Source organism: Pseudoalteromonas sp. OF5H-5 (assembly GCF_021530695.1).
Lineage (GTDB): Bacteria > Pseudomonadota > Gammaproteobacteria > Enterobacterales > Alteromonadaceae > Pseudoalteromonas.
Map to the genome: position 1 here is coordinate 200,855 of NZ_JAKGBF010000002.1, position 24,126 is coordinate 224,980.

The 24,126-nt window shown below is 43.5% G+C and carries 23 protein-coding genes; 14 read left to right on the forward strand and 9 right to left on the reverse strand.

The window, feature by feature from the left end; translation table 11 throughout:
* The first annotated feature begins 3 nt into the window (after positions 1-3).
* Genes L1271_RS03775 through L1271_RS03790 form a run of 4 tightly spaced genes read left to right on the forward strand, consistent with a single transcriptional unit; the run spans position 4 to position 4,599 of the window.
* Positions 4-1,182, forward strand: coding sequence for a hypothetical protein (locus tag L1271_RS03775; protein ID WP_235366781.1), 1,179 nt, complete (start codon positions 4-6; stop codon positions 1,180-1,182).
* Between the two features lie 9 nt (positions 1,183-1,191).
* Positions 1,192-2,808, forward strand: a complete 1,617-nt coding sequence (locus L1271_RS03780; protein ID WP_206471829.1) for an NAD(P)/FAD-dependent oxidoreductase — start codon at positions 1,192-1,194, stop codon at positions 2,806-2,808.
* 16 nt (positions 2,809-2,824) lie between these two features.
* The gene (locus tag L1271_RS03785; protein ID WP_010605840.1) at positions 2,825-3,805 is read left to right on the forward strand and encodes an L-tyrosine/L-tryptophan isonitrile synthase family protein; all 981 of its coding nucleotides are present in this window, start codon (positions 2,825-2,827) and stop codon (positions 3,803-3,805) included.
* On the forward strand, positions 3,805-4,599 hold the full coding sequence (locus L1271_RS03790; protein WP_010605839.1) for a TauD/TfdA family dioxygenase: 795 nt from the start codon (positions 3,805-3,807) through the stop codon (positions 4,597-4,599). The genes L1271_RS03785 and L1271_RS03790 overlap by 1 nt, the downstream gene beginning before the upstream one ends.
* A 56-nt stretch (positions 4,600-4,655) precedes the next feature.
* Here the strand turns inward: L1271_RS03790 and gph are convergent, their stop codons facing one another.
* Both gph and L1271_RS03800 read right to left on the reverse strand, forming a co-directional pair.
* Positions 4,656-5,315 (reverse strand): phosphoglycolate phosphatase, encoded by a 660-nt coding sequence (gene gph / locus L1271_RS03795; protein WP_174170460.1) that lies wholly within the window; start codon positions 5,313-5,315, stop codon positions 4,656-4,658.
* Positions 5,316-5,371: 56 nt separating this feature from the next.
* Positions 5,372-5,665 carry a hypothetical protein gene (locus tag L1271_RS03800; RefSeq protein WP_010605837.1) on the reverse strand — a complete coding sequence of 98 codons (294 nt, stop codon included), beginning with the start codon at positions 5,663-5,665 and terminating at the stop codon, positions 5,372-5,374.
* 185 nt (positions 5,666-5,850) lie between these two features.
* On the opposite strand from L1271_RS03800, the gene L1271_RS03805 reads away from it, so the two are divergent.
* Positions 5,851-6,060 carry a hypothetical protein gene (locus L1271_RS03805; RefSeq protein WP_010605836.1) on the forward strand — a complete coding sequence of 70 codons (210 nt, stop codon included), beginning with the start codon at positions 5,851-5,853 and terminating at the stop codon, positions 6,058-6,060.
* 93 nt (positions 6,061-6,153) lie between these two features.
* Here the strand turns inward: L1271_RS03805 and epmB are convergent, their stop codons facing one another.
* Complete coding sequence (gene epmB, locus L1271_RS03810; RefSeq protein WP_235366782.1) at positions 6,154-7,170, reverse strand: EF-P beta-lysylation protein EpmB; 1,017 nt, start codon at positions 7,168-7,170, stop codon at positions 6,154-6,156.
* Positions 7,171-7,212: 42 nt separating this feature from the next.
* On the opposite strand from epmB, the gene efp reads away from it, so the two are divergent.
* Positions 7,213-7,779 carry an elongation factor P gene (gene efp / locus L1271_RS03815; RefSeq protein WP_010605834.1) on the forward strand — a complete coding sequence of 189 codons (567 nt, stop codon included), beginning with the start codon at positions 7,213-7,215 and terminating at the stop codon, positions 7,777-7,779.
* Positions 7,780-7,846: 67 nt separating this feature from the next.
* Positions 7,847-8,821: an elongation factor P--(R)-beta-lysine ligase gene (epmA, locus tag L1271_RS03820; protein ID WP_102056051.1), complete on the forward strand. Its 975-nt coding sequence runs from the start codon at positions 7,847-7,849 to the stop codon at positions 8,819-8,821.
* Here epmA and L1271_RS03825 read toward each other — a convergent pair.
* From L1271_RS03825 to L1271_RS03835, 3 genes are all read right to left on the reverse strand, one after another.
* The gene (locus L1271_RS03825) at positions 8,818-10,032 is read right to left on the reverse strand and encodes a methyl-accepting chemotaxis protein (RefSeq protein ID WP_235366783.1); all 1,215 of its coding nucleotides are present in this window, start codon (positions 10,030-10,032) and stop codon (positions 8,818-8,820) included. The two genes, epmA and L1271_RS03825, sit on opposite strands and share 4 nt — an antisense overlap.
* A gap of 93 nt (positions 10,033-10,125) precedes the next feature.
* The gene (locus L1271_RS03830) at positions 10,126-10,848 is read right to left on the reverse strand and encodes a glycerophosphodiester phosphodiesterase (RefSeq protein WP_235366784.1); all 723 of its coding nucleotides are present in this window, start codon (positions 10,846-10,848) and stop codon (positions 10,126-10,128) included.
* Entirely contained in the window at positions 10,845-11,708 is an 864-nt protein-coding gene (locus L1271_RS03835) for a DMT family transporter (RefSeq protein WP_010605830.1), read from the reverse strand. The genes L1271_RS03830 and L1271_RS03835 overlap by 4 nt, the downstream gene beginning before the upstream one ends.
* A gap of 246 nt (positions 11,709-11,954) precedes the next feature.
* Here L1271_RS03835 and L1271_RS03840 point away from each other — a divergent pair, with 246 nt between their 5' ends.
* The 5 genes from L1271_RS03840 to rlmB all read left to right on the forward strand — a co-directional run bounded on the left by L1271_RS03840 (position 11,955) and on the right by rlmB (position 19,159).
* A complete protein-coding gene (locus L1271_RS03840; RefSeq protein ID WP_235366785.1) occupies positions 11,955-12,935 on the forward strand; it encodes a sensor histidine kinase in 981 nt (326 codons plus the stop codon).
* On the forward strand, positions 12,932-13,534 hold the full coding sequence (locus L1271_RS03845) for a response regulator transcription factor (RefSeq protein ID WP_010605828.1): 603 nt from the start codon (positions 12,932-12,934) through the stop codon (positions 13,532-13,534). Before L1271_RS03840 ends, L1271_RS03845 begins: the two co-directional genes overlap by 4 nt.
* A 103-nt stretch (positions 13,535-13,637) precedes the next feature.
* Positions 13,638-15,827, forward strand: a complete 2,190-nt coding sequence (locus L1271_RS03850) for an ATP-binding protein (RefSeq protein WP_235366786.1) — start codon at positions 13,638-13,640, stop codon at positions 15,825-15,827.
* Positions 15,828-15,906: 79 nt separating this feature from the next.
* Complete coding sequence (gene rnr / locus L1271_RS03855) at positions 15,907-18,396, forward strand: ribonuclease R (protein WP_102056056.1); 2,490 nt, start codon at positions 15,907-15,909, stop codon at positions 18,394-18,396.
* A gap of 22 nt (positions 18,397-18,418) precedes the next feature.
* Entirely contained in the window at positions 18,419-19,159 is a 741-nt protein-coding gene (gene rlmB, locus L1271_RS03860) for a 23S rRNA (guanosine(2251)-2'-O)-methyltransferase RlmB (RefSeq protein ID WP_102056057.1), read from the forward strand.
* 654 nt (positions 19,160-19,813) lie between these two features.
* Here rlmB and yjjG read toward each other — a convergent pair.
* The 3 genes from yjjG to L1271_RS03875 all read right to left on the reverse strand — a co-directional run bounded on the left by yjjG (position 19,814) and on the right by L1271_RS03875 (position 22,021).
* On the reverse strand, positions 19,814-20,491 hold the full coding sequence (gene yjjG / locus L1271_RS03865; RefSeq protein ID WP_235366787.1) for a pyrimidine 5'-nucleotidase: 678 nt from the start codon (positions 20,489-20,491) through the stop codon (positions 19,814-19,816).
* Entirely contained in the window at positions 20,491-21,024 is a 534-nt protein-coding gene (yjjX, locus tag L1271_RS03870; RefSeq protein WP_235366788.1) for an inosine/xanthosine triphosphatase, read from the reverse strand. Before yjjX ends, yjjG begins: the two co-directional genes overlap by 1 nt.
* 97 nt (positions 21,025-21,121) lie before the next feature.
* Positions 21,122-22,021: a phosphoribulokinase gene (locus L1271_RS03875; protein ID WP_010368692.1), complete on the reverse strand. Its 900-nt coding sequence runs from the start codon at positions 22,019-22,021 to the stop codon at positions 21,122-21,124.
* 135 nt (positions 22,022-22,156) lie between these two features.
* Between L1271_RS03875 and L1271_RS03880 the strand changes: the two genes are divergently transcribed.
* Both L1271_RS03880 and galE read left to right on the forward strand, forming a co-directional pair.
* Entirely contained in the window at positions 22,157-23,041 is an 885-nt protein-coding gene (locus tag L1271_RS03880; protein ID WP_174170452.1) for a hypothetical protein, read from the forward strand.
* Between the two features lie 60 nt (positions 23,042-23,101).
* A complete protein-coding gene (galE, locus tag L1271_RS03885) occupies positions 23,102-24,115 on the forward strand; it encodes a UDP-glucose 4-epimerase GalE (RefSeq protein ID WP_138582982.1) in 1,014 nt (337 codons plus the stop codon).
* Positions 24,116-24,126: the final 11 nt, after the last annotated feature.

Below are 24,126 nucleotides of genomic sequence, written 5' to 3' on the forward strand. Positions count from 1 at the left end.
GGTATGCGACTCAAGGCGATGCTTGCTGTTGTGCTATCTTGCATTCCGTATGCGAAAGCTGAGATGGAATGGCAAAGTAGTACCAGCATTGACCTTAGCACTCGGCAGTATAATGGCTCTCCGATGAGAGCCTCACAACTTGACCGAGAGTTCGATGCTAAATTGATGTGGGAGCTGGATTTTGAAAACCCAAAGACAGGCTTAAGCGGAGGGCTTAAACCTGTATTGAGTGCAGCGAAAAATGAGGGGGTAAGGGCATTCGACATTCAAGAAGCATATATCACTCGTTCTTTCTCTCAAGGACAGTTGAATGTTGGTGTAAATACTGTTTTTTGGGGAGTTGCAGAGTCTCGTCATTTGGTTGATATCGTCAATCAAAAGCAGCCGACACGAAATTTAGATAACGAGGCTAAGCTTGGAGAATTACTACTCCATTATCAGCATTTTACTGATAATGGTCATTGGTTTGCCATGTCTTTACCTTATTTTCGTGAGCGTGATTTCGGCCTTCCTGATGACCGCTTGTCGTTGCCACTAGCTGTGACCGATGAGCAATTTGTAGGTCGAGATGCTAATTATAGAGGTAGCTACTTATTAGGTTATCGCGGTGTACTTGGTGATTGGGATGTCGGAACCTACTACTTCGACGGCATCGACAGGGAGCCCGTTATACGCCCTAATGATAATCAAGAGTTCGATGCCATTTATCGGCGCCTTCAACAAACAGCATTGGACTTACAGTGGACGTCTGAGTACCTGCTTGGGAAGGTTGAAGCGGTACATCGCCATCACCAAATGGGAGGGAAAAGCTGGGCTTATGTAGTCGGTGCCGAATACTACTTTTACGGCATCGCCAATTCCAACAAAGATCTCAGTTTACTCATGGAGTTACATAGAGATACCGAAGAACAGGTGAATCTAAATCGTCTCTATCAAGATGCGACATTTATTGGCATGCGACTCGCGTGGAATGATGTTGATGATACGAGCATGATTACTGGGGTCTTAATCGATAACGATACTGGGGCTCACACCATTAAAACCGAATTTTCGACTAGGCTCTCCAGTCACTTGAGTCTAGCGCTTGAAGCAAACTTGTTTTTAGAGCAAACCCAGCGTGATGCGACCTACGGGTTTAAAGATGATGATTTTATAGAACTTAGGCTGACTTACTACCTTTAAGGAGAAATTATGGTAAGCCAATACGCAGATGTATTGATTATTGGTGGTTCAATGGCGGGGGCTTGCTTGGCAAGACAACTAAAATTGGCTCATCCAGATATGAAAATTACGGTTATAGAGAGAAAGCAGGCGTTTAATAGTTGGGTTGGAGAGTCGACACTGGAGTCTTTTTGGGACTACATGGCAAACGATTTAAAGCTTGGTTTTTATCTTGAAACAAACCACCTATACAAACATGGGCTGCGTTTTTACTTTGATAGTGATAACCGCGATTTAAGTGTGGAAGAACTGAGTGAGCTTGGGCGTAGTTGGTATCATGGCATCCCTGCGCATCAAATTGACCGCGAAAAGTTTGATAACGATATGGTGCAGTTCAATCGTGAACTAGGTGTCGATGTTGTAATGGGCACTACAGTTAATGAAATTAGTCTCGATGCGCAGCAAGGACACACTGTCGTTACCAGCAGTGGTAGCACTTATACTTGTCGTTATTTAGTTGATGCATCTGGCTTTAATTCACCGTTGGGTAAACAGCTTGGATTAATTGAATCACAAAATGATCGCCACCCTGTGAGTTCATACTGGGGAAGGTTTAAGCATATTGAGCTGATTGATCACCTTGGAAGTGATGAGTGGCGTGCTCGATCGAACTTTACGAGTAGAGCACTGGCTACCAATCACTTTATGTATAAAGGATATTGGATTTGGTTAATTCCATTGAATCAAGACACCTTTAGCATAGGGATTACTGCTAAAAATAATGAAGTGAATTTAAATATTCGTTCAGCTGAAGAATTTGAGCAGTTTTTACGCTCCCATCAAGCACTCAATGAAATTCTAGGACAGCACGCTGAATTATTAGATTACACCTCGATGAAGCGACTATCTAGAAAGGCAAAGCAATCCTTTTCTACAGAACGCTGGTTCTTAACTGGAATGTCATCAGCCTTTTTAGATCCCTTGTTATCACCAGGTTCTGCTTACCTAACCGATGCTAACCGCATGATTGGCGAGCTTATTGAGGCGGATATCGCCGAAGATGCAGAAGTGTTTGCTGGTAAAACAAAGGCATTCAATGCGTACCTTCTTTCTTGGTATGAGAGTTTTATGTTGCACATTACAGGTAACTACCATGGTAGTTATGAAGTACATAAAACGCATTTTGAAGCATTACTAATGCATTGGTTTGGTTTTATTTTACCGTCCTCTATGTCTCGTCGTTATGGTTATTGCCCAAGCCAGCATGGAATGAGTCAAGACGAAGTTAATCAAAAAGCTATCGCGATGATAGAAAATGCTGCGATTGCACGCATTCACGTATTAAAAGATGAGTTTATTCAATTAATCAAAGGGTATGAATACCGCTACAATCGTGGACACTTTTTCGATATTGAACTCACGCGACAACGTATGAAACACGCACATACAAGAGGTGCAATGTTAGACGATGCGGCGATTGCAGAGTTAGATCATGCACTTTTGGAAGTCACCTATCAGGGGTTTTTACGTAGCTTATGTGAAATTCAAAAGGTCGACTTTGACGAAGAAAAAATGCCGATGGTAGTTCAAGCTGCTATCGAAGATAAATTATCACTTACCCATGCTATGCAGCTTTTTCACATATAATAATTAGGCAAAGAAAATGGAAAATTTAGCTATTAAACACCGCATCCAGGATTGTCAAATACAGTCGTTAGCAGAAGATATTATTTCACTAATTTTTGAGCAACGCCGTTTGTTACCTATAGAAGATAACGCACCATTCACTGAGCAGATCGCGGGGCATGTGGAGAGAGTCGAGCAATTCATCGCAAATAACGAACCTATTAATATGGTATTGCCAGCTTTCCCTGCAAAGTCACCAAATAGAACGAAAACACTGGGTTTCTTGCCTGATAAAGGGGAGTTCTATGCATTTGAACGCTTAGTCAATCTCTGTAAACAGATTGAATCTATTTATGAACCAGGTGCAAAAGTAACAATTTGTTCTGATGGTCGTGTTTTTGCCGATATCATTCATGTCACGGATTCACATGTCAGTCAGTATGTAAATACGCTACGCCAATACGCGGCTCGTCATTACCCTAACTATTTTGAATTCTTTAATTTAGAAGATGTATTTGACAAAGTTGATGACTTTACTGTACTTCGTGAAGAGCTGATGATCCGCTACGGAGAGAGCTTGTCAGACTTACGTCAACGAGTGAAAAATGAAAAAGAAGCGTCCACGATGTATAAAGGCATAACACGCTTTATGTTGGAGGATTTCTCTGGCATTGAAAAGTTTTCGGATTATAGCCGCACAGCGTTGCAAAAAGTTGCTAAAACAGCTGCCTACCGAGTGATCCAAAGGAGTAATGCATGGAGTCGATTGTTGAAAGATCACTTACCTGAAGCGTTACGCCTATCAATTCACCCTCAATACTTAGTGTCTGAAAAAATTGGTATTTCTTTAGTTTCACAAACTGATGTCTGGACAACGCCATGGCATTCAGTATTGGTGAAAGATAATACAAGTTATCAACTCATGCCGCGTGAACAAGCTGAGAAGTTAGGTTGTGTATTGGTGTTTAACGAAGGCCGTGCAAGCCATTTTGAGCGTATTCATCGAGGAGCGGAGTGATGGATACAATTAAAGCCTTGGATAGCGTTGGAGTTGTCATTGATGCAACTTCTATGGCTTGTCAACGAGTTGAGCGTCTTAATATTGCGTCATTGATCGATGAAATATTTTCTCAAGGACTGGTTGTGCTCAAAGGATTTGAGCCCCTCAATGATACTGATATGGAGTTAGTAGCTAAAGAGATCGGTCCGCTTTTACAGTGGGACTTCGGTTATGTACTTGATTTAAAAATACAAGAGCAACCGCAAAATCATATTTTCAGTGAGGGTAAGGTAGAGCTGCACTGGGACGGAGCATTCGCCTCAGAAGAGCCAAGGTTTAACTTCTTTCAATGCTTGCAGAGTAGTTCCAGCTCCGGTGGTGGAGAGACTACATTTTTGAATACAACACGGTTACTAGAAAGTCTACCGAACGATACCATTGAGCAATGGAAGCAAATTCGGATCCGTTATGAAACGGAAAAGAAAGCCCACTATGGAGGGGTGATTGAAGTTCCTTTAATAAGCCGTCACCCTAAGACAGGCAAGCCTCGCATGCGTTATATTGAACCTTTCAATAAAGATAATATGGCAGTGAATCCAGTTGAGGCACAGGTGATAGGTTTTGATACTTATCAAAGTGACGTCTTTTTGAAAGAAATGAACTCGTTACTTTACTCGTCGAACTACTTTTATAAACATAGTTGGAGGAAAGGCGAGTTTGTGTTTGTGGATAATCTAGCTTTATTACATGGACGCAGTCGCTTTGAAGGAAGCGGCTTAAATCGTCATCTAAAACGGGTTCATATTCTATAGTAATGTATTTACTTTCTCATAGCTCACATGGATGTGAGCTTTTTTATCTAAGATTACTAATTGAATAGTGCTAATACTTCCGATAAATCACTGATAATGGCGTCAGGCTCACTTTGTGAAATTGGATTGCCATGATTATAGCCATAGTCAACGGTAACAACTTTACAACCTGCATTTCGTGCAGTTGTCACATCGTTGATGGAGTCACCGACATAAAACCCATCTTGTACTTCGCAATTCATATTATTTACAGAGGTGTATAAAGGCAGTGGATCTGGCTTTTTCTTTTTCAAAGTGTCAGCACACACAATTGTGTCAAACATAGCTTTAATTTCTAAGTGCTCTAATAACTTATGAGTATGTGAAGTATTCTTGTTGGTGACTAAAGCGAGTTTAATTCTTTGCTGATGTAAACTCTGCAGTGTAGCTTTTGCATTAGAGAATAAACTGGATGAGCGTGTAACACAGTCATCGTAAATGGTTTCAAGTAAACGAGTCGCTTCGGCTCTGTCAATATTGGTATTGTTATGGAAGTCTAACGCACGTTCAGTCAGCTTAGTTGTACCATTGCCAATCCAAGTTTTAACAAGGGCAAGTTCAATATCCGGCAAATAGTAATGGTTTAATGTCGTGTTTAAAGCGTAGGCGATATCTTCAGCGGTACTTACTAAAGTACCGTCTAAATCAAAGCCAACCCAAGTCGGGTATGTAAACATGATTTCATTCCTTGTACATTACAGAGGCCCCAAACAACAGAACCTGAATTGATAAATTATTTAAAGGTAGCGAGCAGTTGTAATAGGCTCTGTAGCTTTTTCACAACAAGTGCAAGTTTTTGCTCGTCAATCTCTTCAGTCGTCGATAGACCTTCAACGTCGGCTGCAACATCCAAAACATAAGGTTTAAAGCGCTTGGCTTCAAACGTAAACCCCGCTTCTTCTGTAAATAGTGCTTTAAACTTACCGTGACCTTGCTGCTGCAATTCATCGAGTTTTTTATCCGCATCTAGTGCTTGGCGGTATATGATCTTGAGATTTTCATTGAGTTTTTCGATAACGGCTTGCATGGTCAGTCCTAATCGCCCTACTAAAAGGGCTTATTTTAAGGGTTTCATTTACAAATGTCAGGTGTAAATCTACCCTTTTATAAGTAGTACAAAGGAATTGGAAACTTATCTCGTAATTTATCCTAAAGGTTTAAATTTATACGCCGATAACCAATTTGATCCATCAAAAAGTCAGGTAATCACTTATGAATATTTCCGGAAGTAACCTACCTGCTATGTCTGGAGCGAGCCAAAGTGGTGAAGTGTACAGCGCTGCATTGGCAAAGAAGCAACAGCAAGCAGATGGACAAGCCGCACTTGCTTTAATTGAATCTGCGGGCAGCAGTGCAGCAGCACAAACGCCAGCGAAATCAGTGACAGCAACGTTAGGCAACAACATCAATACATACGCGTAAGCTTATGTCTGATGGCACGTTGTCTTCGGCATGTCCGATAGATATGTGCAAAGCAATCGGTGCTAGGGTCATTAGCACCGATTTTTTGTTATTTTAGTCTAGTAAATTTAAGTCGATCAGCGTTTTACTTGGCTGACCACCAATTTCTCGCACCAATTTAGGCACCAAGAATCCTGGTAGCACTTCTAAAAGTTCAGCCATTATCGCCTTGGCTTCACGCTCTTCTACATCAAAATGACTAGCGCCTTCTACCTTATCGAGTAAATGCAAATAATAAGGCAGTATATCTGCATCGAATAGGGCTTCACTCAATTGGGCCTGAGCCGCAACATCGTTATTAATTCCTTTAAGTAGCACTGCTTGGTTTAGCAAGGTCACATTGGCTTGTTTAAGTTTTTGCATTGCCGCTTTAAAAGTATCATCGATTTCATTTGCATGATTAATGTGATTTACCAAAATCACCTTTAAATGACTGTTTGCTAAACGTTGGCACAATTCCTCGGTTACTCTCGCTGGGATCACTACCGGTAAGCGGCTGTGAATACGTAAACGTTTGATTTGTGGCATAGCCTCTAATTGTTTTAGCACCCAAGCTATCATGTCATCTTTGGCCATCAGCGGATCACCGCCACTTAAGATCACCTCATTGATTTCATGATGGGCGCGCAAATAATCAAATACAGGCTCTAAGGTGCGTTTGTTGACCTGATTATCCTGATAGGGGAAGTGGCGTCGAAAACAGTAGCGGCAGTTGACCGCACAACCGGTTTTGAGCATGAGTAATACCCTAGAACGGTACTTATGTAACAAACCAGGTACAGGTGCGTCTTGTTCTTCGAGTGGATCTTTACTAAATCCCGCTTCAGTTAAATATTCCTGATGTACAGGTAACACTTGTAATAGCAAGGGATCATGACGATCTCCGTGGCGCATTTTAGCGATAAATGGGCGAGGTACTCGCATAGGAAACAAGCGCTTAGCTGCAAAGTCTCGTGCATCAAATTGGTCATGCAACCCCAAGATGTTGAGTAGCTCTTGTGGGTCAGTGACAACATTTGCTAATTCTTTTTGCCAGTTAGTCTGCAAATTTACTTCATTTATTTGTATCATTAGCAGGTTAATTACTCGAATATACGTAGATTAGAGGATACGATGGCGAATTATAGCACCAACGAGTTCAAGGGCGGCCTAAAAATTATGATGGACGGCGAGCCTTGTTCTATCTTAGAAAATGAAATGGTCAAGCCTGGTAAAGGACAAGCGTTTAACCGCGTTAAAATCCGTAAGCTTATCTCAGGTAAAGTACTAGAGAAAACCTTTAAGTCTGGCGACTCAGTGGAAGGCGCAGACGTAATGGATACTGATCTAGCGTATTTATACACTGACGGTGAGTTCTGGCATTTCATGAACAACGAAACATTTGAGCAGATCGCAGCTGATGAAAAAGCAGTGGGTGATAGCGTAAAATGGTTGGTTGAAAATGACGTTTGTACTATCACACTGTGGAATGGTAACCCAATCGCAGTAACACCACCTAACTTTGTTGAACTTGAGATCACTGAAACCGATCCAGGCCTGAAAGGCGACACTGCGGGTACTGGTGGTAAGCCTGCAACCCTAAGCACAGGTGCTGTTGTTCGTGTTCCTTTGTTCGTTCAAATTGGTGAAGTGATCAAAGTTGATACGCGTAGTGGCGAATACGTAAGCCGCGTAAAATAATAGCGTAAAGCAATTTACGATGTTTTATAAATCCCAGCATGTTGCTGGGATTTTTTTGGAGTAAACAATGACGGTGAACAATTGGCAGCCGAGTGCAACGATAGACACGCTTAGGCAAAGGGCTGCAATTTTAGCGAAGATACGGCACTTTTTTGCGGCTCGTGACGTGATGGAAGTCGACACGCCGAGCCTTTCTCAAGCCTCAGTGACCGATCCTCACTTAGATACTTTCCATACTCGATTTGTTGGCCCAAATCACAGCCAAGGTTTGCCTTTATTTTTACAAACGTCACCTGAGTACGCGATGAAAAGGCTACTAGCCGCCGGCAGTGGTGCGATTTTTCAATTATGTAAGGCTTTTCGTAATGAAGAGTCAGGACGTCATCACAATCCAGAATTTACGATGTTAGAGTGGTATCGTCCGGGCTTTGACGAATTTGACTTAATGGCGGAAATCGATGAGTTGATGCAGATGTTATTGGACTGTCCTGCTAGTGATTCGATGACTTACCAACAAGCCTTTGAGACATACCTTGGATTTGACCCTTTAAGCGTGTCGCTGACGGAATTAAAAGCGCACGCCAACAAATATGGTTATGGTGATATTGCAGCTATCGAGAATAATCCAGATACTTTACTGCAATTGCTATTTTGCATGGAAATTGAGCCTAAAATAGGTCAGCAGAAACCTTGTTTTGTTTATCACTTTCCGGCATCGCAAGCGGCGCTGGCAAAACTTAACCCGAAAGACAATCGCGTTGCAGGGCGTTTTGAGCTCTATTATCGCAACATGGAACTGGCTAACGGATTTAATGAATTGACGGATGCGGTAGAGCAAAGAGCGCGTTTTGAGCAAGATAACCAACTCAGAGCTGAGATGGGATTGCATCCTGTGCCGGCCGATGAGCGGTTATTGGCTGCACTTGACGCAGGCATCCCTGATTGTGCTGGCGTTGCACTGGGAGTAGATAGGCTAGTCATGCTGGCGCTAAACAAAGCTAGCATAAGCGAAGTGCTCACATTTGATGTTTCGCGAGCTTAGCGCCGCGAAACAAAACGAGTAAGCTCTTTTTGAGTGGTTTCTGTGAGCTTTTGGGCACTTTGGCATTCAGCTAACGCGCCATCAATTTGTGATTTAGACTGCTGACCCAGTTCGACAATTTGTTGCACTGCTTGGTGGGTATGTTTTTGTGTTTCTTCAAGTTGGTGTACCGCACTAACGATTTCTTCTAATTGTGCTTGATTGCGTTCAAAGTCATCACTCATCGAAATAAAGCCTTGAGAGGTATCACTGATGGCTTTCTCTGCTGAGCTTGAATGAGAAATCAATTGTTCTGATTCTTGATTGGTTTCACCGACAAGCACGTTCATTTGATTGATAAAATCGCTGATCTGGCGGGTGGCCGCATTGACCTTGACCGACAGCGCACGAACTTCATCGGCAACCACTGCAAAGCCACGTCCGGCTTCACCTGCTCGAGCTGCTTCAATTGCCGCATTGAGCGCAAGCAAGTTGGTTTGGTCGGAAAACTCTTCAACCATTTTTAGAATGTTGCGAATATTCTCACTATTTTCTTTTAGGCCTGAAACCGTCGATGAAAAGTTACCTAGTAGCGTGGTGATTTGTTTTACTTCAGCGACAAGCTTAGTTAACGACTGTGATGAACCGCGAACAAAATGCAAGCTTTCGGTATTGGCCTGATAAACCTGATCGGTATTGTGCACAATACTTTGTAAACTGTGGCTGACCTGATCGGAAGCTGCAATAATTGTGTCACCTTGGCTCAGCTGCTGCTGTCCATACTTTGCGGTACTTTGCATGGAATTGGTGATATCGCGGTTGCTTTGTGTTGCCGCAGCAGCACTTTCATATGTTTTTTCCAAAAGGACACTAAGGTGGGTGGTAAAGGCGTTGTACTGCTCGCTTAAATCTCTAAATTCGTCATAAGTGAATTGTGGCAGCTTTGCATCTAGGTTACCGTCTTGGCGGTTAACACGTTCCAGTGACTCTTTCATCGCTTGTACAGGCCGCACGATTAAAAAGCGCATATAAAAGACGGTAAATGCAAACGCAGCAATAATCACAATAGTGATCAGCCAAAACAGCCCCATATTCGCGCCAGATTGGGATAGCTCCGAATACAGCCAAAATAAACTAATTGCTTGAAAGAGAAGTAAAAAACCTAAATTGCCAACGATTTTGCGTGTTAGGGTAAAGAAAAACGTCTCTTCTAAAAAATTATAAATGCGCATATATAAACTCATATTGGGCTCATCATTGTGCCACTTTATTTGTCTCAGTATAGATGAGCTAAATGGAATAACAATGCTAAAGCGATCAAGCAGTTACTCAATTGGGGTGGCGTAAGCGCCAATGCCCTGTAAATACATTTTGGTTTGGCATGGAAAGTTAGTGAAAATACCATCCACCCCGAAATTTAGCATCATATCTATGTCTTGTTGTTTATCGACCGTATAAGCAAATACCTTTAATCCGCGAGATTTTGCGTCCAACACATATTCATGATTAATAAAGTTTTTGTCCATATGAATGCTGTAGGCATGGAGCGATTCGGCAAATTGCGCATAATGAATTGGGATCGAAGCGGTTAACGCACCAATTCTTACCCAAGGTAATTTTTGCTTTAGCCACAATAGTTGATGATGGTCAAAAGAGGAGATGAGTAGCTGCTCTCTGGTGATCACGCCTTGCTGGATATGCTCTTCAATATAGGTAACGAATTTATCTAGGCCAAAGGTATGCTTCAGTTCTAAATTGATATCTGTCTGTTTGCCTATGGTGGCAAACACTTGCTGCAAGGTTGGAATTGATTGTCCTTTACCGGCATCAAGCGTGGCAAGGTAGGCTTGAGTTTGTTCATTAACTCTACCTACGCCATTGGTGGTCCTGTCTAGCCAAGTGTCGTGGATAATGGCGTAATCATCCGCGCAACTTTGCACATCCAACTCAATACCATCAACGCCAATATGGAGAGCTGCTTCTATTGCAGCAAGTGTGTTTTCCGGATAGCTGCCACTGGCTCCACGGTGCGCTAAGACTTGAATCATGCTTTTTTCCTTGTAATAGACCAAGTTTCAAAACAGGCTGCACTAACTACCAACAACCCGCCAAGTAATGTTGTAAGTGTCAACGTCTCGTGTAACAGAATATAAGCTAATAGCGTTCCATACAATGGTTGTAAACAAGAAATTAACCCTGCAGTGGTGGCAGATAAATAACGTAGGCTAGAGGCAAACAAAGCGTGTGGAATTGCTGTAAATATTGCTCCTGCAAGCAAGATTAACCAGAGGTTTTCTGTGGAAACTTGTTGAATTGGCACTTCCACAAATGCTAACAGCATGAGGCATGCAACAAGCGTTTGATAAAGCATCGTGTGTGGGCCGCTATAGTGAGAAAAGAAGCGCTTTTGGAGCAAGTTGCGTAGTGCAAAGAGTGCGCCCGAGAATACGCCCGTAATAATCCCTAAGGTAACTTGGTTGCCAAGGTTCGCTTCTGGTACTAACAGATAGATACCAAATAGCACCGCGCTCGCACTGATAAAATCTTTTAGCTGTACACGGTTGCGAGTGAAGAGCGGCTCTAAAAAAACGGTGATAACGGGGTAGGTGAAAAAGGCAATGATCCCAACTGCAATTCCCGCCATTTGCATGCCTGCAAAGTAAGTCACCCAATGAAGTCCCACGATGACACCGAGAACTAAAGCCGTTAGATAATCTTTTTTGTGTATTAATTTTATCGGCTGCCGTTGTATTTTGAGTAACAGTAGTAGCACAACGAAAGCAACGGCGGTACGGTAAACGGTGATATCCAATGCTGAGAGTGAAATTAATTTTGAAAATAATGCTGTTCCACCAAATAATAAAACGGCACTATGAAGCGAGAGCAAAGCGGATTGTTGTGGGCGCATATCGAATATTAGAACTGTTTTTTAGCAGTCTATCATTTAATCGCTTTGAGATGACAAGATTGTTGACACTTGTCACTCAACATTCTGCGCTTAAACGTAAATAATAATAAAAAGAGTGAACCAGAGAAGCTTGTGTCCATTACCACAGAATTTACCCTAGTAGAGAAACGGCGCTCATTTTGGAATGCTGGACCCCTTATATTTTCAACCTTTTACTTTTTCCCGTTAATATTTAGCTGGGCGCAATTGAGCGCAGTTAATATTGCGTTGCAAGTTGTTGTGTACCTTAGTTTTGTCTTGCTCTATTGGCAGAGTATTACAAAAACGGGCAATGCGTTGGTGATGAATTTAGTGCTGATGGCAGGGCTTTGTGTCGCAGGTAGTTGGGTGACGACCGGGACGAGTTCGTTATTTGGCTTTATTGCTTTTTTCTGCGGTTTTAATTTTCTGCCTCGCTATAAAATCATTGCGATGCTGGTCATCATAGCGTTGGTATTGCTAACGGCTAAATTTATCGCGACCCAGCAAACGGTTTATTTCTTGATGCCTGCACTGTGCGTGGCATGTGGACTCTTTATTTTTGGTTGGATGTCACACCGAGAGCGAGTACATCAAGAGTTGCAGAGGCAAAGTGAAGAAGAGATTAAGCGGCTAGGCGCCGTGGCTGAGCGTGAGCGTATTGCGCGCGACCTACATGATTTACTTGGTCATTCACTCAGCTCGATAGCATTAAAAGCAGAGTTGGCGAGTAAATTTGCTGCTGCAAATGCATTAGAGCAAGCGCAATCAGAAGCGCAGCAGGTTGCAGACTTAGCGAGAGAAGCACTAAGCGAAGTGCGCCAAGCCGTCACCGGCTACCATCAGCTAGCGCTTGATGCTCAGCTGCACATTTTGGCATCAAGGCTAAAAGATAAGGGCATTGCCGTAACGCTAGAATTGCAGGCGGTCACTTTAGATAAAGTAAGCGAAGCCTGTTTGTGCTTTTTTGCTAAAGAGATATGCACCAACATTATTCGTCACAGCGACGCAGATAAGGTTTGCTTCACACTACGACAAACTGACAATAATGTCTTTGTAGAAATTAAAGATAATGGCTCTATAAAGTCCATAAAAGAAGGAAATGGTTTAATGGGGATCCGTACCCGATTGAAAGAATGTGGTGGCCAATTATTTTATAACACCGAACAGGGCGGATACTTTAAGGCGGTACTAGGGGAAGTAGGATGATCAAAGTTTTTATTGTTGAAGACCAAGCATTAGTAAGAGGGGCTATTGCGGCATTATTGAGCTTAGATAGAGAGATTGAGGTGGTTGGCGAGGCTGAAAATGGTCAAGTTGCAAAGGAAAAGTTAGCAAAGTTAACGCCTGATATCGTGCTAACGGATATTGAAATGCCACAAGTCACTGGGCTTGAGCTTGCTCAGCACTTACAACAAAAAATGCCAGACACAAAAGTAGTTATCATGACGACCTTTTCTAAGGCAGGTTATATTCGTCGCGCGATCACTTTAGGGGTAAATGGCTTTGTATTAAAAGAAGCACCAAGTGAGTACTTGCTATCAACGCTGAAAAAGGTAATGAACGGATATAAGGTTATTGACCCAGAGCTTGCTCTGTACGCTTTGGAGGATGCTGACCCGCTTACTGATAAAGAGCGAAAAGCGTTGCGTTTGGCCAGTGAAGGACTAAAAACTGCTGAAATCGCAGGACAGCTATTTTTGAGCGAGGGAACGGTAAGGAATTATTTATCCGACGCTATCGCGAAATTACATGCGACAAATCGAGTAGATGCAGCAAGAATTGCTAAGCAAAAAGGATGGCTGTAACTCGGTGTAATAGCATATATCCAGTTAATACTTCAAAATAATGCAGTGCGGTAATATACTGCACCATCCGCCAAGTAATAATAATGTATTAATTTTGAGTGTAATGATGGATCCTAAATTACTTATTCAAGTTACCGCAATAACGACTGTGGTTTGTACAGTTTTTATGGCCGTAAACTGGTTTATTAATAAAGGCCTACCAGGCACTCGAGATTGGCTTGTTTTCATTGCGCTTACCGCAATTGGGTGTGGCCTGTTGGCCGCCTATACACTTCCCATTACGTTCTCAATTTTTATTCCCAATCTTACTATCGCATTGGGACTTTTTTATCTGGCTCGTGGTGTTGATGCGTTTTTTAGTGTGAAAAGCAATTACATGCCTTGGTATGTATTAGCCGCATTGGGTATTCCCAGTTTTACTTACTTTTTGTACGTGGAGTTTAATTTTATAGCTCGTGTCGGGATCAACTACCTAGTCTGGGCGATGGCGATGATTTACTGCCTGCGAGCGTTAAATAAAGGCCATAAATTATTATCACAACAGTTTAGTGCGGCACATTGGGCGTTTGGCCTATCGTGCTTGAGCTTATTGGCCGTGTTTACTTTTAGAGTGGTCATGCTTGGCGGCTACTCGGTGACAGATAGCCTGGTTTCGGCAAATTGGGTTAACCAGTTTTTTGCAGTTTCAGTGAGTACGATGCCGCTGCTGTTGTGTTTTTCTTTATGCCTGTTATGTAGCAGCCGTCGTGAAAAAGAACTATGCCTGTTAAAAACTGCTGCTGAGCAGTCAGCGCAAGTAAAAGGACAGTTTTTAACGTTATTAAGTCATGAACTGAGAACACCACTAAACGCTATTGTTGGTCACGCAGAATCACTTAAAAAAGTGCCGCGTGAGCCCAATCGCCATGCTCAACTATGCGATGTTATCGTCCACGCCGCGATGTCGATGTCAGACTTAGCCAATCAAGTATTATTGCAAGCGAAAGGGGAATATGCCGCGCAAAATCGCGTGCCTGTCTCGCTTTATAGTCTTTCGCAAGAGTTAGTTCGCCTTTTACAGCCGCTGGCATTGGCTAAAGGGTTGAGTTTGAGGGTCGAGGTTAAAGGTCTGTATCCACAGGACGTTCATGTCGTCGAGCAAGATACATTGTCTTTGGTACTCAGAAATCTGCTTTCGAACGCGATTAAGTACACAGATAAAGGCATTATTACGCTGATCCTTGAAGGCACAAGTCGCGCTGAGGATAAGCAAACTATTCGTTTTGCAATTAAGGATACGGGCAAAGGACTGACTGAAGTACAAATGGAAAAGATCTTCGAGCCCTTTGTCACATTAAATACTGAACAATCCATCTCGCAAAGTTCAGGATTTGGGTTGGCGTTATGCAAGCAACTGCTGCAAGGGCTAGACTCTGAGCTTAACGTCGACAGCAAGCTTGGCAATGGCACTGTGTTTAGCTTTGAGTTAGATTGCCAGTGTAGTGATTCACCGTTACAGAGCACAGAGTTTAATACAGAGAAGCTAGCACTCAATGTGCTTGTTGTTGAAGATAACCTCATGAATATTGATGTGATCAGCACTTATTTAAACGATATGGTGAGCGAGTTTTCTATTGCTAAGTGCCTTGCAGAAGCGGAAGTCGCACTATTAGAACACAACTTCGATATTATTTTGTTAGACATGCGACTGCCAGATGGAAATGGTCTTGAGTGGTTTAAAGAGGGCTTCAACGAAATTGGCTTTACCTCCAGCGTTAAGGTGATAGCGTTAACGGGTGATGGCGATCCTGAATTGAAAAGACAATGCCTCCGAGCTGGCATGCAGGACTGTTTAACTAAGCCTATCATGCCAAGCCGTTTATATGCGGCACTGGAATGTGCGACTGTAAAAACAACATCTCGCTTGGAATGTAAGACTTTGATTGATCAATCAAGATTTATGGATCTCGCAAACCGTGAAAGTTCAGGCGTGTTGGCAACGAAGTTAATGTATTTAGCAGACAGGTTTGAATATGAGATTGCGCAAATTAAAGGACTCACAGAGTTAAATGTAACAGATTTAGCCATTGATAAACTAGCCTACATTGAAAATGAAGCTCTAGAGCTCGGCATGGTGAATTTTGCAGAGCTTGTTCAAGCAGCAACAGTACAGCTGAGTTACTCTGAAGAGCAAGTCGATTGGGACGGTCTTGCTATGGTTGCTAGACGCTCAGTTGAGCGTTTATTAGAGCTTCACGCCCAAATTGCAACGTTGGAATCGACATCAAATTCAGTGGTTAATCTATCTGCATAAAAAGATTCATCGATCTTGGCCTAGGTCATTAGGCTATTTTGGGTTAAAATAACAGCATAGCTTATTTAACAAGACAGTAATGCCAAAACAGGATCCCTATCTCGATAGAGAACAGCAAAAATACGACAATCCAGTACCTAGTCGCGAATTTATCTTAGAACACATTAAAAGCGCGGCCAAACCACCTTCTTTCTCTCAATTGTGTAACGATTTAAAAGTGCAAGACGAAGAACGTCAAATTGCGCTTAAACGCCGCTTGCGCGCAATGGAGCGAGACGGTCAACTGCACTTCAATAAATTTAAGTGTTACACCATTCCAAGTGATGATGGTCTAGTCAAAGGCCGCGTTGTTGGACACCGTGACGGCTTTGGCTTTTTAGAAGTCGAAGGCGAACCCAAAGATTGGTTTATCACTAAGTATCAAATGGAGCGCGTGCTACATGGCGATTGGGTGTTAGCAAAGGCTGGCAGCCGAGGCTCAGGTGGTAAGGTGGAAGCGCGCATTGTGCGGGTACTTGAAAAAGAGCGTGCGCCAGTCGTCGGTCGTTATTTTGTTGAGTTTGGCATGGCAGTCGTGGTGCCAGAAGATCCTCGCATTACTCAAGATATCATCATCGTACCTGGCCAAGAAAATGGTGCTCGCCATAATCAAATGGTGCAGGTAGAGATCACTCAAAGCCCTAGCAAACAAATGAATGCAATGGGTAAAGTACTTGAGGTGCTCGGCGATCATATGGCACCGGGTATGGAAATTGAGGTGGCACTTCGCAATCATGACATTCCTCATGAGTGGCCAAGTGAAGTAGAAGCACAAGTTGCAAATCTTGGTGAGTTTGTAGAAGAGTCTGCCAAACAAGGCCGTGTCGACCTGCGCGACTTACCGTTAGTGACCATTGACGGTGAAGACGCACGTGACTTTGATGACGCCGTATATTGCGAGCGTAAAAAGTCAGGAGGTTGGCGTTTATGGGTTGCTATTGCGGATGTATCTCATTATGTCGGCAAAGGCACTGCGCTTGACAAAGAAGCGATTGAGCGTGGTAACTCAGTGTATTTTCCTGAGCAAGTTGTGCCAATGCTACCTAAGGTGCTATCGAACGGTCTATGTTCATTGAATCCTAAGGTAGACCGTTTATGTATGGTTGCGGAAATGACCGTGTCCGAAGCGGGTCGTTTGTCTGGCTACCGTTTTTACGAAGCCGTGATGAACTCTCATGCTCGTCTTACTTACACCAAAGTCCATGCGATTTTACAAGGTGACGAAAAGCTCAGAGCGGATTATCAGCCTCTTGTGCCTCATCTAACTGAGCTCCATAACATGTATATGGCGCTGAAGGCTGCAAGGCAGGAGCGTGGCGCGATTGAGTTTGAAACCCTAGAAACGCGCTTTGTATTTAATGCCCATCGAAAAATTGATTCTATCGTGCCTGTGGTTCGTAACGACGCCCACAAGCTGATTGAAGAGTGCATGATCTTGGCTAATGTGTCAGCAGCAAAGCTGTTGGAAAAACATGAAGCCCATAGCTTGTACCGTGTTCATGATGAGCCAGACCCTGAAAGATTGAGCCAGTTTAGACAATTCTTGCAAGACTTGGGTATCGAAAGTCAATTACCTAACGATCCGTCGCCAGAGGAGTTGACCCAAGCGCTTGAGTCATTGGGAGATCGCCCTGAAAAAGAATTGATCCAAACCATGTTACTGCGCTCAATGAAGCAAGCAGTATATCAGCCAGAAAATATTGGCCACTTTGGTTTGGCATTAAAAGCCTATGCACACTTTACCTCACCTATTCGCCGTTATCCGGATCTGGTGGTACACCGCGCAATCAAAGGCATTTTACAGCAGCAACAACAGCCAGTAAGTGGCGCTTACATCTACAATGAAGATGAAGTGAAACAACTGGGTGAGCAGTGCTCGATGACAGAGCGCCGCGCTGATGACGCCACTCGTGAAGTTGCTGATTGGCTTAAATGTGAATTTATGCAAGATCATGTTGGCGATGAATTTACCGGTGTGATCTCATCAGTCACCAACTTTGGATTATTTGTGAGGTTGGACGATCTACAGATTGACGGGATGATCCATGTTAGCAATTTAGGGCATGAGTACTTCCACTTTGATGGTGCAAAGCAATGTTTGATTGGCGAGCATAGTCGCACGGTGTTTAGACTCGGTGATAAACTTACTGTTGTGGTTGCTTCAGTTAGCTTGGACGATCGTCGCATCAACTTAGCTTTGGCTGAAGAAGGTCAGCAAGACAGGTATGCAAGGCGTCGAAAATCGCCAAAAAGCACAGCAAGTAGTGTTCGTGAGCAGCTAAAAACGGGTAAAATCCCGGGAACTAAGCGCCGTGACGGTGAAACGTCTGGTCGCGATAAAGATAATAAAGGCGATGACAAAGCCAAAAAGCGCAAAAGAACGACCCCTAAGGGTGAGCTCAAACAGGCGAAAAAGGCAGGCACGCTGAAGTCGAAGAAAAAATCGACGAGTAAAAAAGCCAAAGCGGCAAAGGGCAAAGCAAAGCGCCCAGGTAAAAACGAAAGAAATCGTAGCAAAAAAGCGCAATAGATTATAAAGCGGGAGCTTTAACGTGAGTAACGAATTAATTTTTGGCTTTCATTCAATCGAAGCCATTTTGAATAACGCGCCGGAGCGCTTTTTAGAAATTTATGCACTAAAGGGACGTGAAGATCAGCGTTTAAATCAAGTCGTAAACGATGCCCGTAAGTTTGGTATTTCAGTGCAGTTTATGCAGCGTAAAGCGCTTGATAACAAAGCGAATGGTGAGCAACATCAGGGCATTATTGCCAATGTTAAAGCGGCGCGCGGATACAATGAAAAAGATCTTGATGAGATCATTCAAAGAGAAACCACACCATTTTTCTTGGTGCTTGATGGGGTAACGGATCCTCATAACTTAGGTGCATGTCTGCGTAGTGCTGATGCAGCAGGTGTACATGGTGTTATCGTACCAAAGGATAAGTCTGCAAAGCTAAACGGCACTGCAAGAAAAGTAGCGTGTGGCGCTGCAGAAACGGTTCCGCTTATCCAAGTAACCAATCTTGCTCGCACATTGCGTGATATTAAAGAAGCCGGTGTGTGGGTTGTAGGTACGGCAGGTGAAACCGATACAGCTGTTTTTGATGCAAACCTGACTGGGCCTATGGCCATTGTAATGGGCGCCGAAGGCGATGGCATGCGCCGTTTAACTCGAGAGCATTGCGATGAGCTGGTTAAGATCCCGATGGTAGGTAGCGTGTCTAGCTTAAATGTATCGGTTGCGACCGGTGTTTGTTTATTTGAAGTGTTAAGACAGCGCTCAGCACTTTAATCACTTAATAAGCGCCGGCTTTCACGGCGCATCTTCAAAAGTTTTAAGAGCTCGCAAGGTAAACTTGCTCCTACACGGGTCTACCTTTGGTAGGAGCCGATTTTCTCGGCGCATCTTCAAAAGCTTTAAGAGATCGCAAGGTAAACTTGCTCCTACTCAGCTCTACTTTTGGTAGGAGCCGATTTTCTCGGCGCATCTTCAAAAGCTTTAAGAGCTCGCAAGGTAAACTTGCTCCTACTCAGGTCTACCTTTGGTAGGAGCCGATTTTCTCGGCGCATCTTCAAAAGCTTTAAGAGCTCGCAAGGTAAACTTGCTCCTACTCAGCTCTACTTTTGGTAGGAGCCGATTTTCTCGGCGCATCTTCAAAAGCTTTAAGAGCTCGCAAGGTAAACTTGCTCCTACACAGGTCTACCTTTGGTAGGAGCCGATTTTCTCGGCGCATCTTCAACAACTTTAAGAGATCGCAAGGTAAACTTGCTCCTACACAGGTCTACTTTTGGTAGGAGCCGATTTTCTCGGCGCATCTTCAAAAGCTTTAAGAGCTCGCAAGGTAAACTTGCTCCTACACAGGTCTACCTTTGGTAGGGGCCGATTTATTCGGCGAGCTTTTAAAACCCGACAGGTCAGCTTATTCCCACACAATTGTACAGGGCATTACCCCATTAAAATCGCTTGCAACTCTTTAAGAGATTCTACGGTATAGGTTGGCTTGATATGGTCAGGGCAGACTTTGCCATCATGCTTTAACCAACAGCTGTCAATCCCAAAGCGGTTTGCGCCTAAAATGTCACTCGCTGGCGTGTCACCAACCATTAATACTTTGGATTTGTCGGGGTTCCCCAACAGCGCTAACGTATGCGCAAAAATACTCGGATCTGGCTTGGCTTTACCTACCAACTCAGAGATCACCACTTCAGAAAAACGATCCACAAGGCCTGTGTGCTCTAAGCGCTTTTGCTGAAGCGCGGCAAATCCGTTGGTAATAATAGCCAAAGTACATTGGCCTTTCAGGCTGTCGAGCAAGGTTTTAGCTCCCGGTAACGGTTGGCAAATTTCTGCCATCGCTGCCAAGAATCTAGCATTGAGTACTTCAGGCGCGATATCGAGTTTTTCAGCCCAGCGACTAAAGCGCGTTACCTGAAGTGTTTTTGCGTCAATCTCACCATTTTGATACTGCACCCAAAGTGGCGCATTTAAGCTATTATATTCTTCGTAGTCCTCGTCAGTGAACACGATGTCATATTGAGTAAACAGCGTTTGTAATCCAAGTTTGGCATTAAAGCTAAATAAGGTTTCATCCGCATCAAATAAAATATGTGTGTAGTTCGGCATTATAAATACATCTCGGGGTGATTAAAGGGTGCCATTGCGAGCAATAAGGCTTGCGTGTAGCTACTTTCCCTGGTGGCAAGATGGTTGGTTAGTAAACCGATAGCACCGCCTTGTTGCTTGATATTAGTGGTATTGAACAGGTCGTCCATTACATGTCCTAGCTCTTCACCTTGTTCAAGGCGTGCGTAGACCGATGTCGGTAGCGGCAAATTACAACTACGGCCTACACTCGTACGACGGTTATCCGCAATGACGACATAAGCGAAAGTAGCTGCACCGTATTCAAATTTGGCAGCGCCTCCTTCCATAGCACAATAAAAATCGGCTTGATGATGTTGCTGTAAGTAAGTAACACGATTCTCTGCGCCTTCGCGGGTGGCTTGTTCACCTAAAGGCTGATCCGCAACGAGACTCGGCGCTGAGATGCCCTGGCAATCAATTTTTGCATTGGGAAAGTACTGCGCAAAGATGGTTTTTGCAGCATTGATTTTTACTGGGTTTTTAGACCCCACTAAAATGGTAAGCATGTCCATATAACAACTACTCGTGATGCCCTAAAAGGCGTCAGTGTAAAGTGTGATATGGAGCGATGCAAGGAAGCTATTATTCCTAATCAAAACATAAGCTGGGTTAAATCGGTAAATCGACTGGTGCCATATTCTCAAGGGCGCGTTTCTTTACTAATAATTCCTTGATAAGTGGAGTCAGTACCAACTCCATCGCCAGCCCCATTTTCCCGCCCGGCACAACTAACGTGTTTACACGAGACATAAAGCTGCCTTCGATCATTTGTAAGTAGTAAGGGAAATTAACATCTTCGATGCCACGAAAGCGAATAACCACAAAGCTTTCGTCTAATGAGGGTATGTCTTTAGCACTGAATGGGTTAGAGGTATCCACGGTGGGCACGCGTTGAAAGTTAATATGCGTGCGAGAAAACTGCGGGGTAATGTGATTAATGTAGTCATCCATTGAGCGCACAATTGACGTCATAACCGCCTCTTTGGAGTGGCCGCGCTCATTGGTATCGCGAATGAGCTTTTGGATCCACTCAAGGTTGATGATAGGCACCATGCCAATCAATAGATCAACGTTGCTGGCCACATCATATTCGGGGGTCACGACACCACCGTGCAGCCCCTCATAAAACAGCATATCGGTGTTTTGTTCCAGTTCTTGATAAGGAGTAAAAGTGCCCGGTAGCTGATTAAATGGCACGGCATCGTCAAACGTATGAAGGTAGCGACGGACTTTGCCATTGCCGGTTTCGCCATAGCTTTTGAACAGACTTTCTAATGCGCCGAAGTCATTGGCTTCTTCACCAAAGTAGCTAATGTGCTTACCTTCTTGCAGCGCTTCGCGACGCAATTTATCCATTTCAGGGCGAGTGTAGCGATGAAAGCTATCGCCTTCGACATAGGCGGCTTTGGTATTAAGACTGCGGAATATATGTTTTATCGCGCTTGTCGTTGTTGTAGTGCCTGCGCCTGAACTACCAGTAATGGCGATAATAGGGTGTTTGTCTGACATAAATCTGCCTTAGCTTTCATCATCCGTTAATTCGATGTTACGCGAAGCAAAGTTTTTGGCAAGCTTTGCTTGAGGGCGAGTGTTGGGTATCATAGCGGGGTGATATAACTACAATGAAAAATCAAAGGAACGTCCATGCCCATTTCAATGCGTGTGAAGCTCGCAGTTTGTCTATTCGCTTTCGCGTCCTGTTTACCTGCGTATTCAGCCATGCCCAAAAGCCAAATTTGGCTAGCTGAATTAGGTGAACATTTCAGTGCTAAACCAATTACTGAAAACACCGCATATTTTAATCAGCCGCTAGTAACTGATTCTGGGGTTTACTATACCGCGGAAGTAAGCGCTGATGGCAATAGCCAAACGGATCTGTTTTTTTACGACTTTCAAAGCCAAAACACAACCAACCTCACGCAATCCCCTGTCTCCGAGTATTCACCCACACTGCATCCGAATGGGAAAGGGTTAACGACGATTGTGGTTGAGGGATCCGGTAAGCAAAAACTGTGGTTTTATCCGTTTGATCAGGCTACAAAACCAAGTCGTGTTTTTGAGCATATTGAACCTGTGGGGTATCATGCTTGGGGGAGCAACCAAGATCTGATTATGTTTATTTTAGGTGCGACTGAGAGTGCTCCGCATACCTTACAGTACACAGATATTAATGGTCATTTACCACAAATTCTTGCCGAAGATATTGGCCGAACTTTGTCTTACAACCGTGCGCGTGATGTGTTTGCTTTTACATATCAAGTCAATGGCTTAATGTGGTTCGCAACTTACCACAGAGAGAGCGATCATATTCAGCGATTTTTTGCTCTTCCCAGTCAAGTGCAAGATTATACCTGGTTGGATGATAATAAAGTGGCATATGCACTAGATAATAAAATTTATTATCGGGATTTAAATGCGCCTAAAAAAGTCCACTTATTAAGAAACTTAAGAAGTTACTGTCAGACTTCAATTTCTCGCTTGAGCTTTTTTGATAACAAGCTGGCATTTGTATGCTACCGCCAAGACTGACAATAACAAATTGAGTAGAATGCTCGATGCGATGCGTAGACAACAACCATAGGAAGAGATATGACGATTCTTGTAACTGGTGGTGCAGGCTATATTGGCTCTCACACTGTATTAGAGCTGCTACAGCAAGGCAAAAAGGTAGTGGTCGTAGATAATCTAAGCAACTCTCAGCAGACTTCATTACATAGAGTCGCTGAGATAGTAGGAAAGGAAGCGGCATTCCATCAGGGGGATATTCTTGATAAGGCATTTCTTGATAGTGTATTCGCGCAATATGATATTGAAGAAGTGATCCACTTTGCAGGCTTAAAAGCCGTAGGAGAGTCGGTTCAAAAGCCAATCGAGTATTATCAAAACAACGTCCAAGGTACGTTGACGCTCCTTGATGCAATGCGTGATGCTAATGTATTTAAGCTAGTTTTTAGCTCGTCAGCGACGGTATATGGAGATCCTGCCAGTCTTCCTATTCGTGAAGATTTCCCTGTTGGTGGCACAACCAATCCTTATGGCACGTCAAAGCTGATGGTTGAAATGGTACTACAGGATGTCGCTAAATCAGACCCGCGTTGGGCCTTTGCTATTTTGCGTTACTTTAACCCGGTTGGCGCACACGAGTCGGGGTTAATTGGTGAAGACCCAAATGGTATTCCCAATAACTTACTGCCCTACATCTCACAGGTTGCTGTTGGTAAACTGGCGAGTTTAGGCGTCTTTGGTAACGACTATGACACCAAAGACGGCACGGGCGTGAGAGATTACATTCACGTGGTTGACCTAGCTATTGGCCATTTAAAAGCACTTGAGAAAATCGCAGTAGCAGCAGGCACACATATCTATAACTTAGGTACCGGCAATGGCTACTCGGTACTAGAGATGGTTACTGCCTTTGAAAAGGCTGCAGGCAAAGCTATACCCTATGACATTAAACCGCGTCGCGATGGTGACATTGCCGCTTGTTACGCTGCGCCTGAAAAAGCCAAATCCGAATTAGGCTGGCATGCAGAGCGTGGACTGGATGCCATGATGCAAGATACATGGCGCTGGCAAAGCAATAATCCAAATGGGTATAAATAAAATAACCAGAG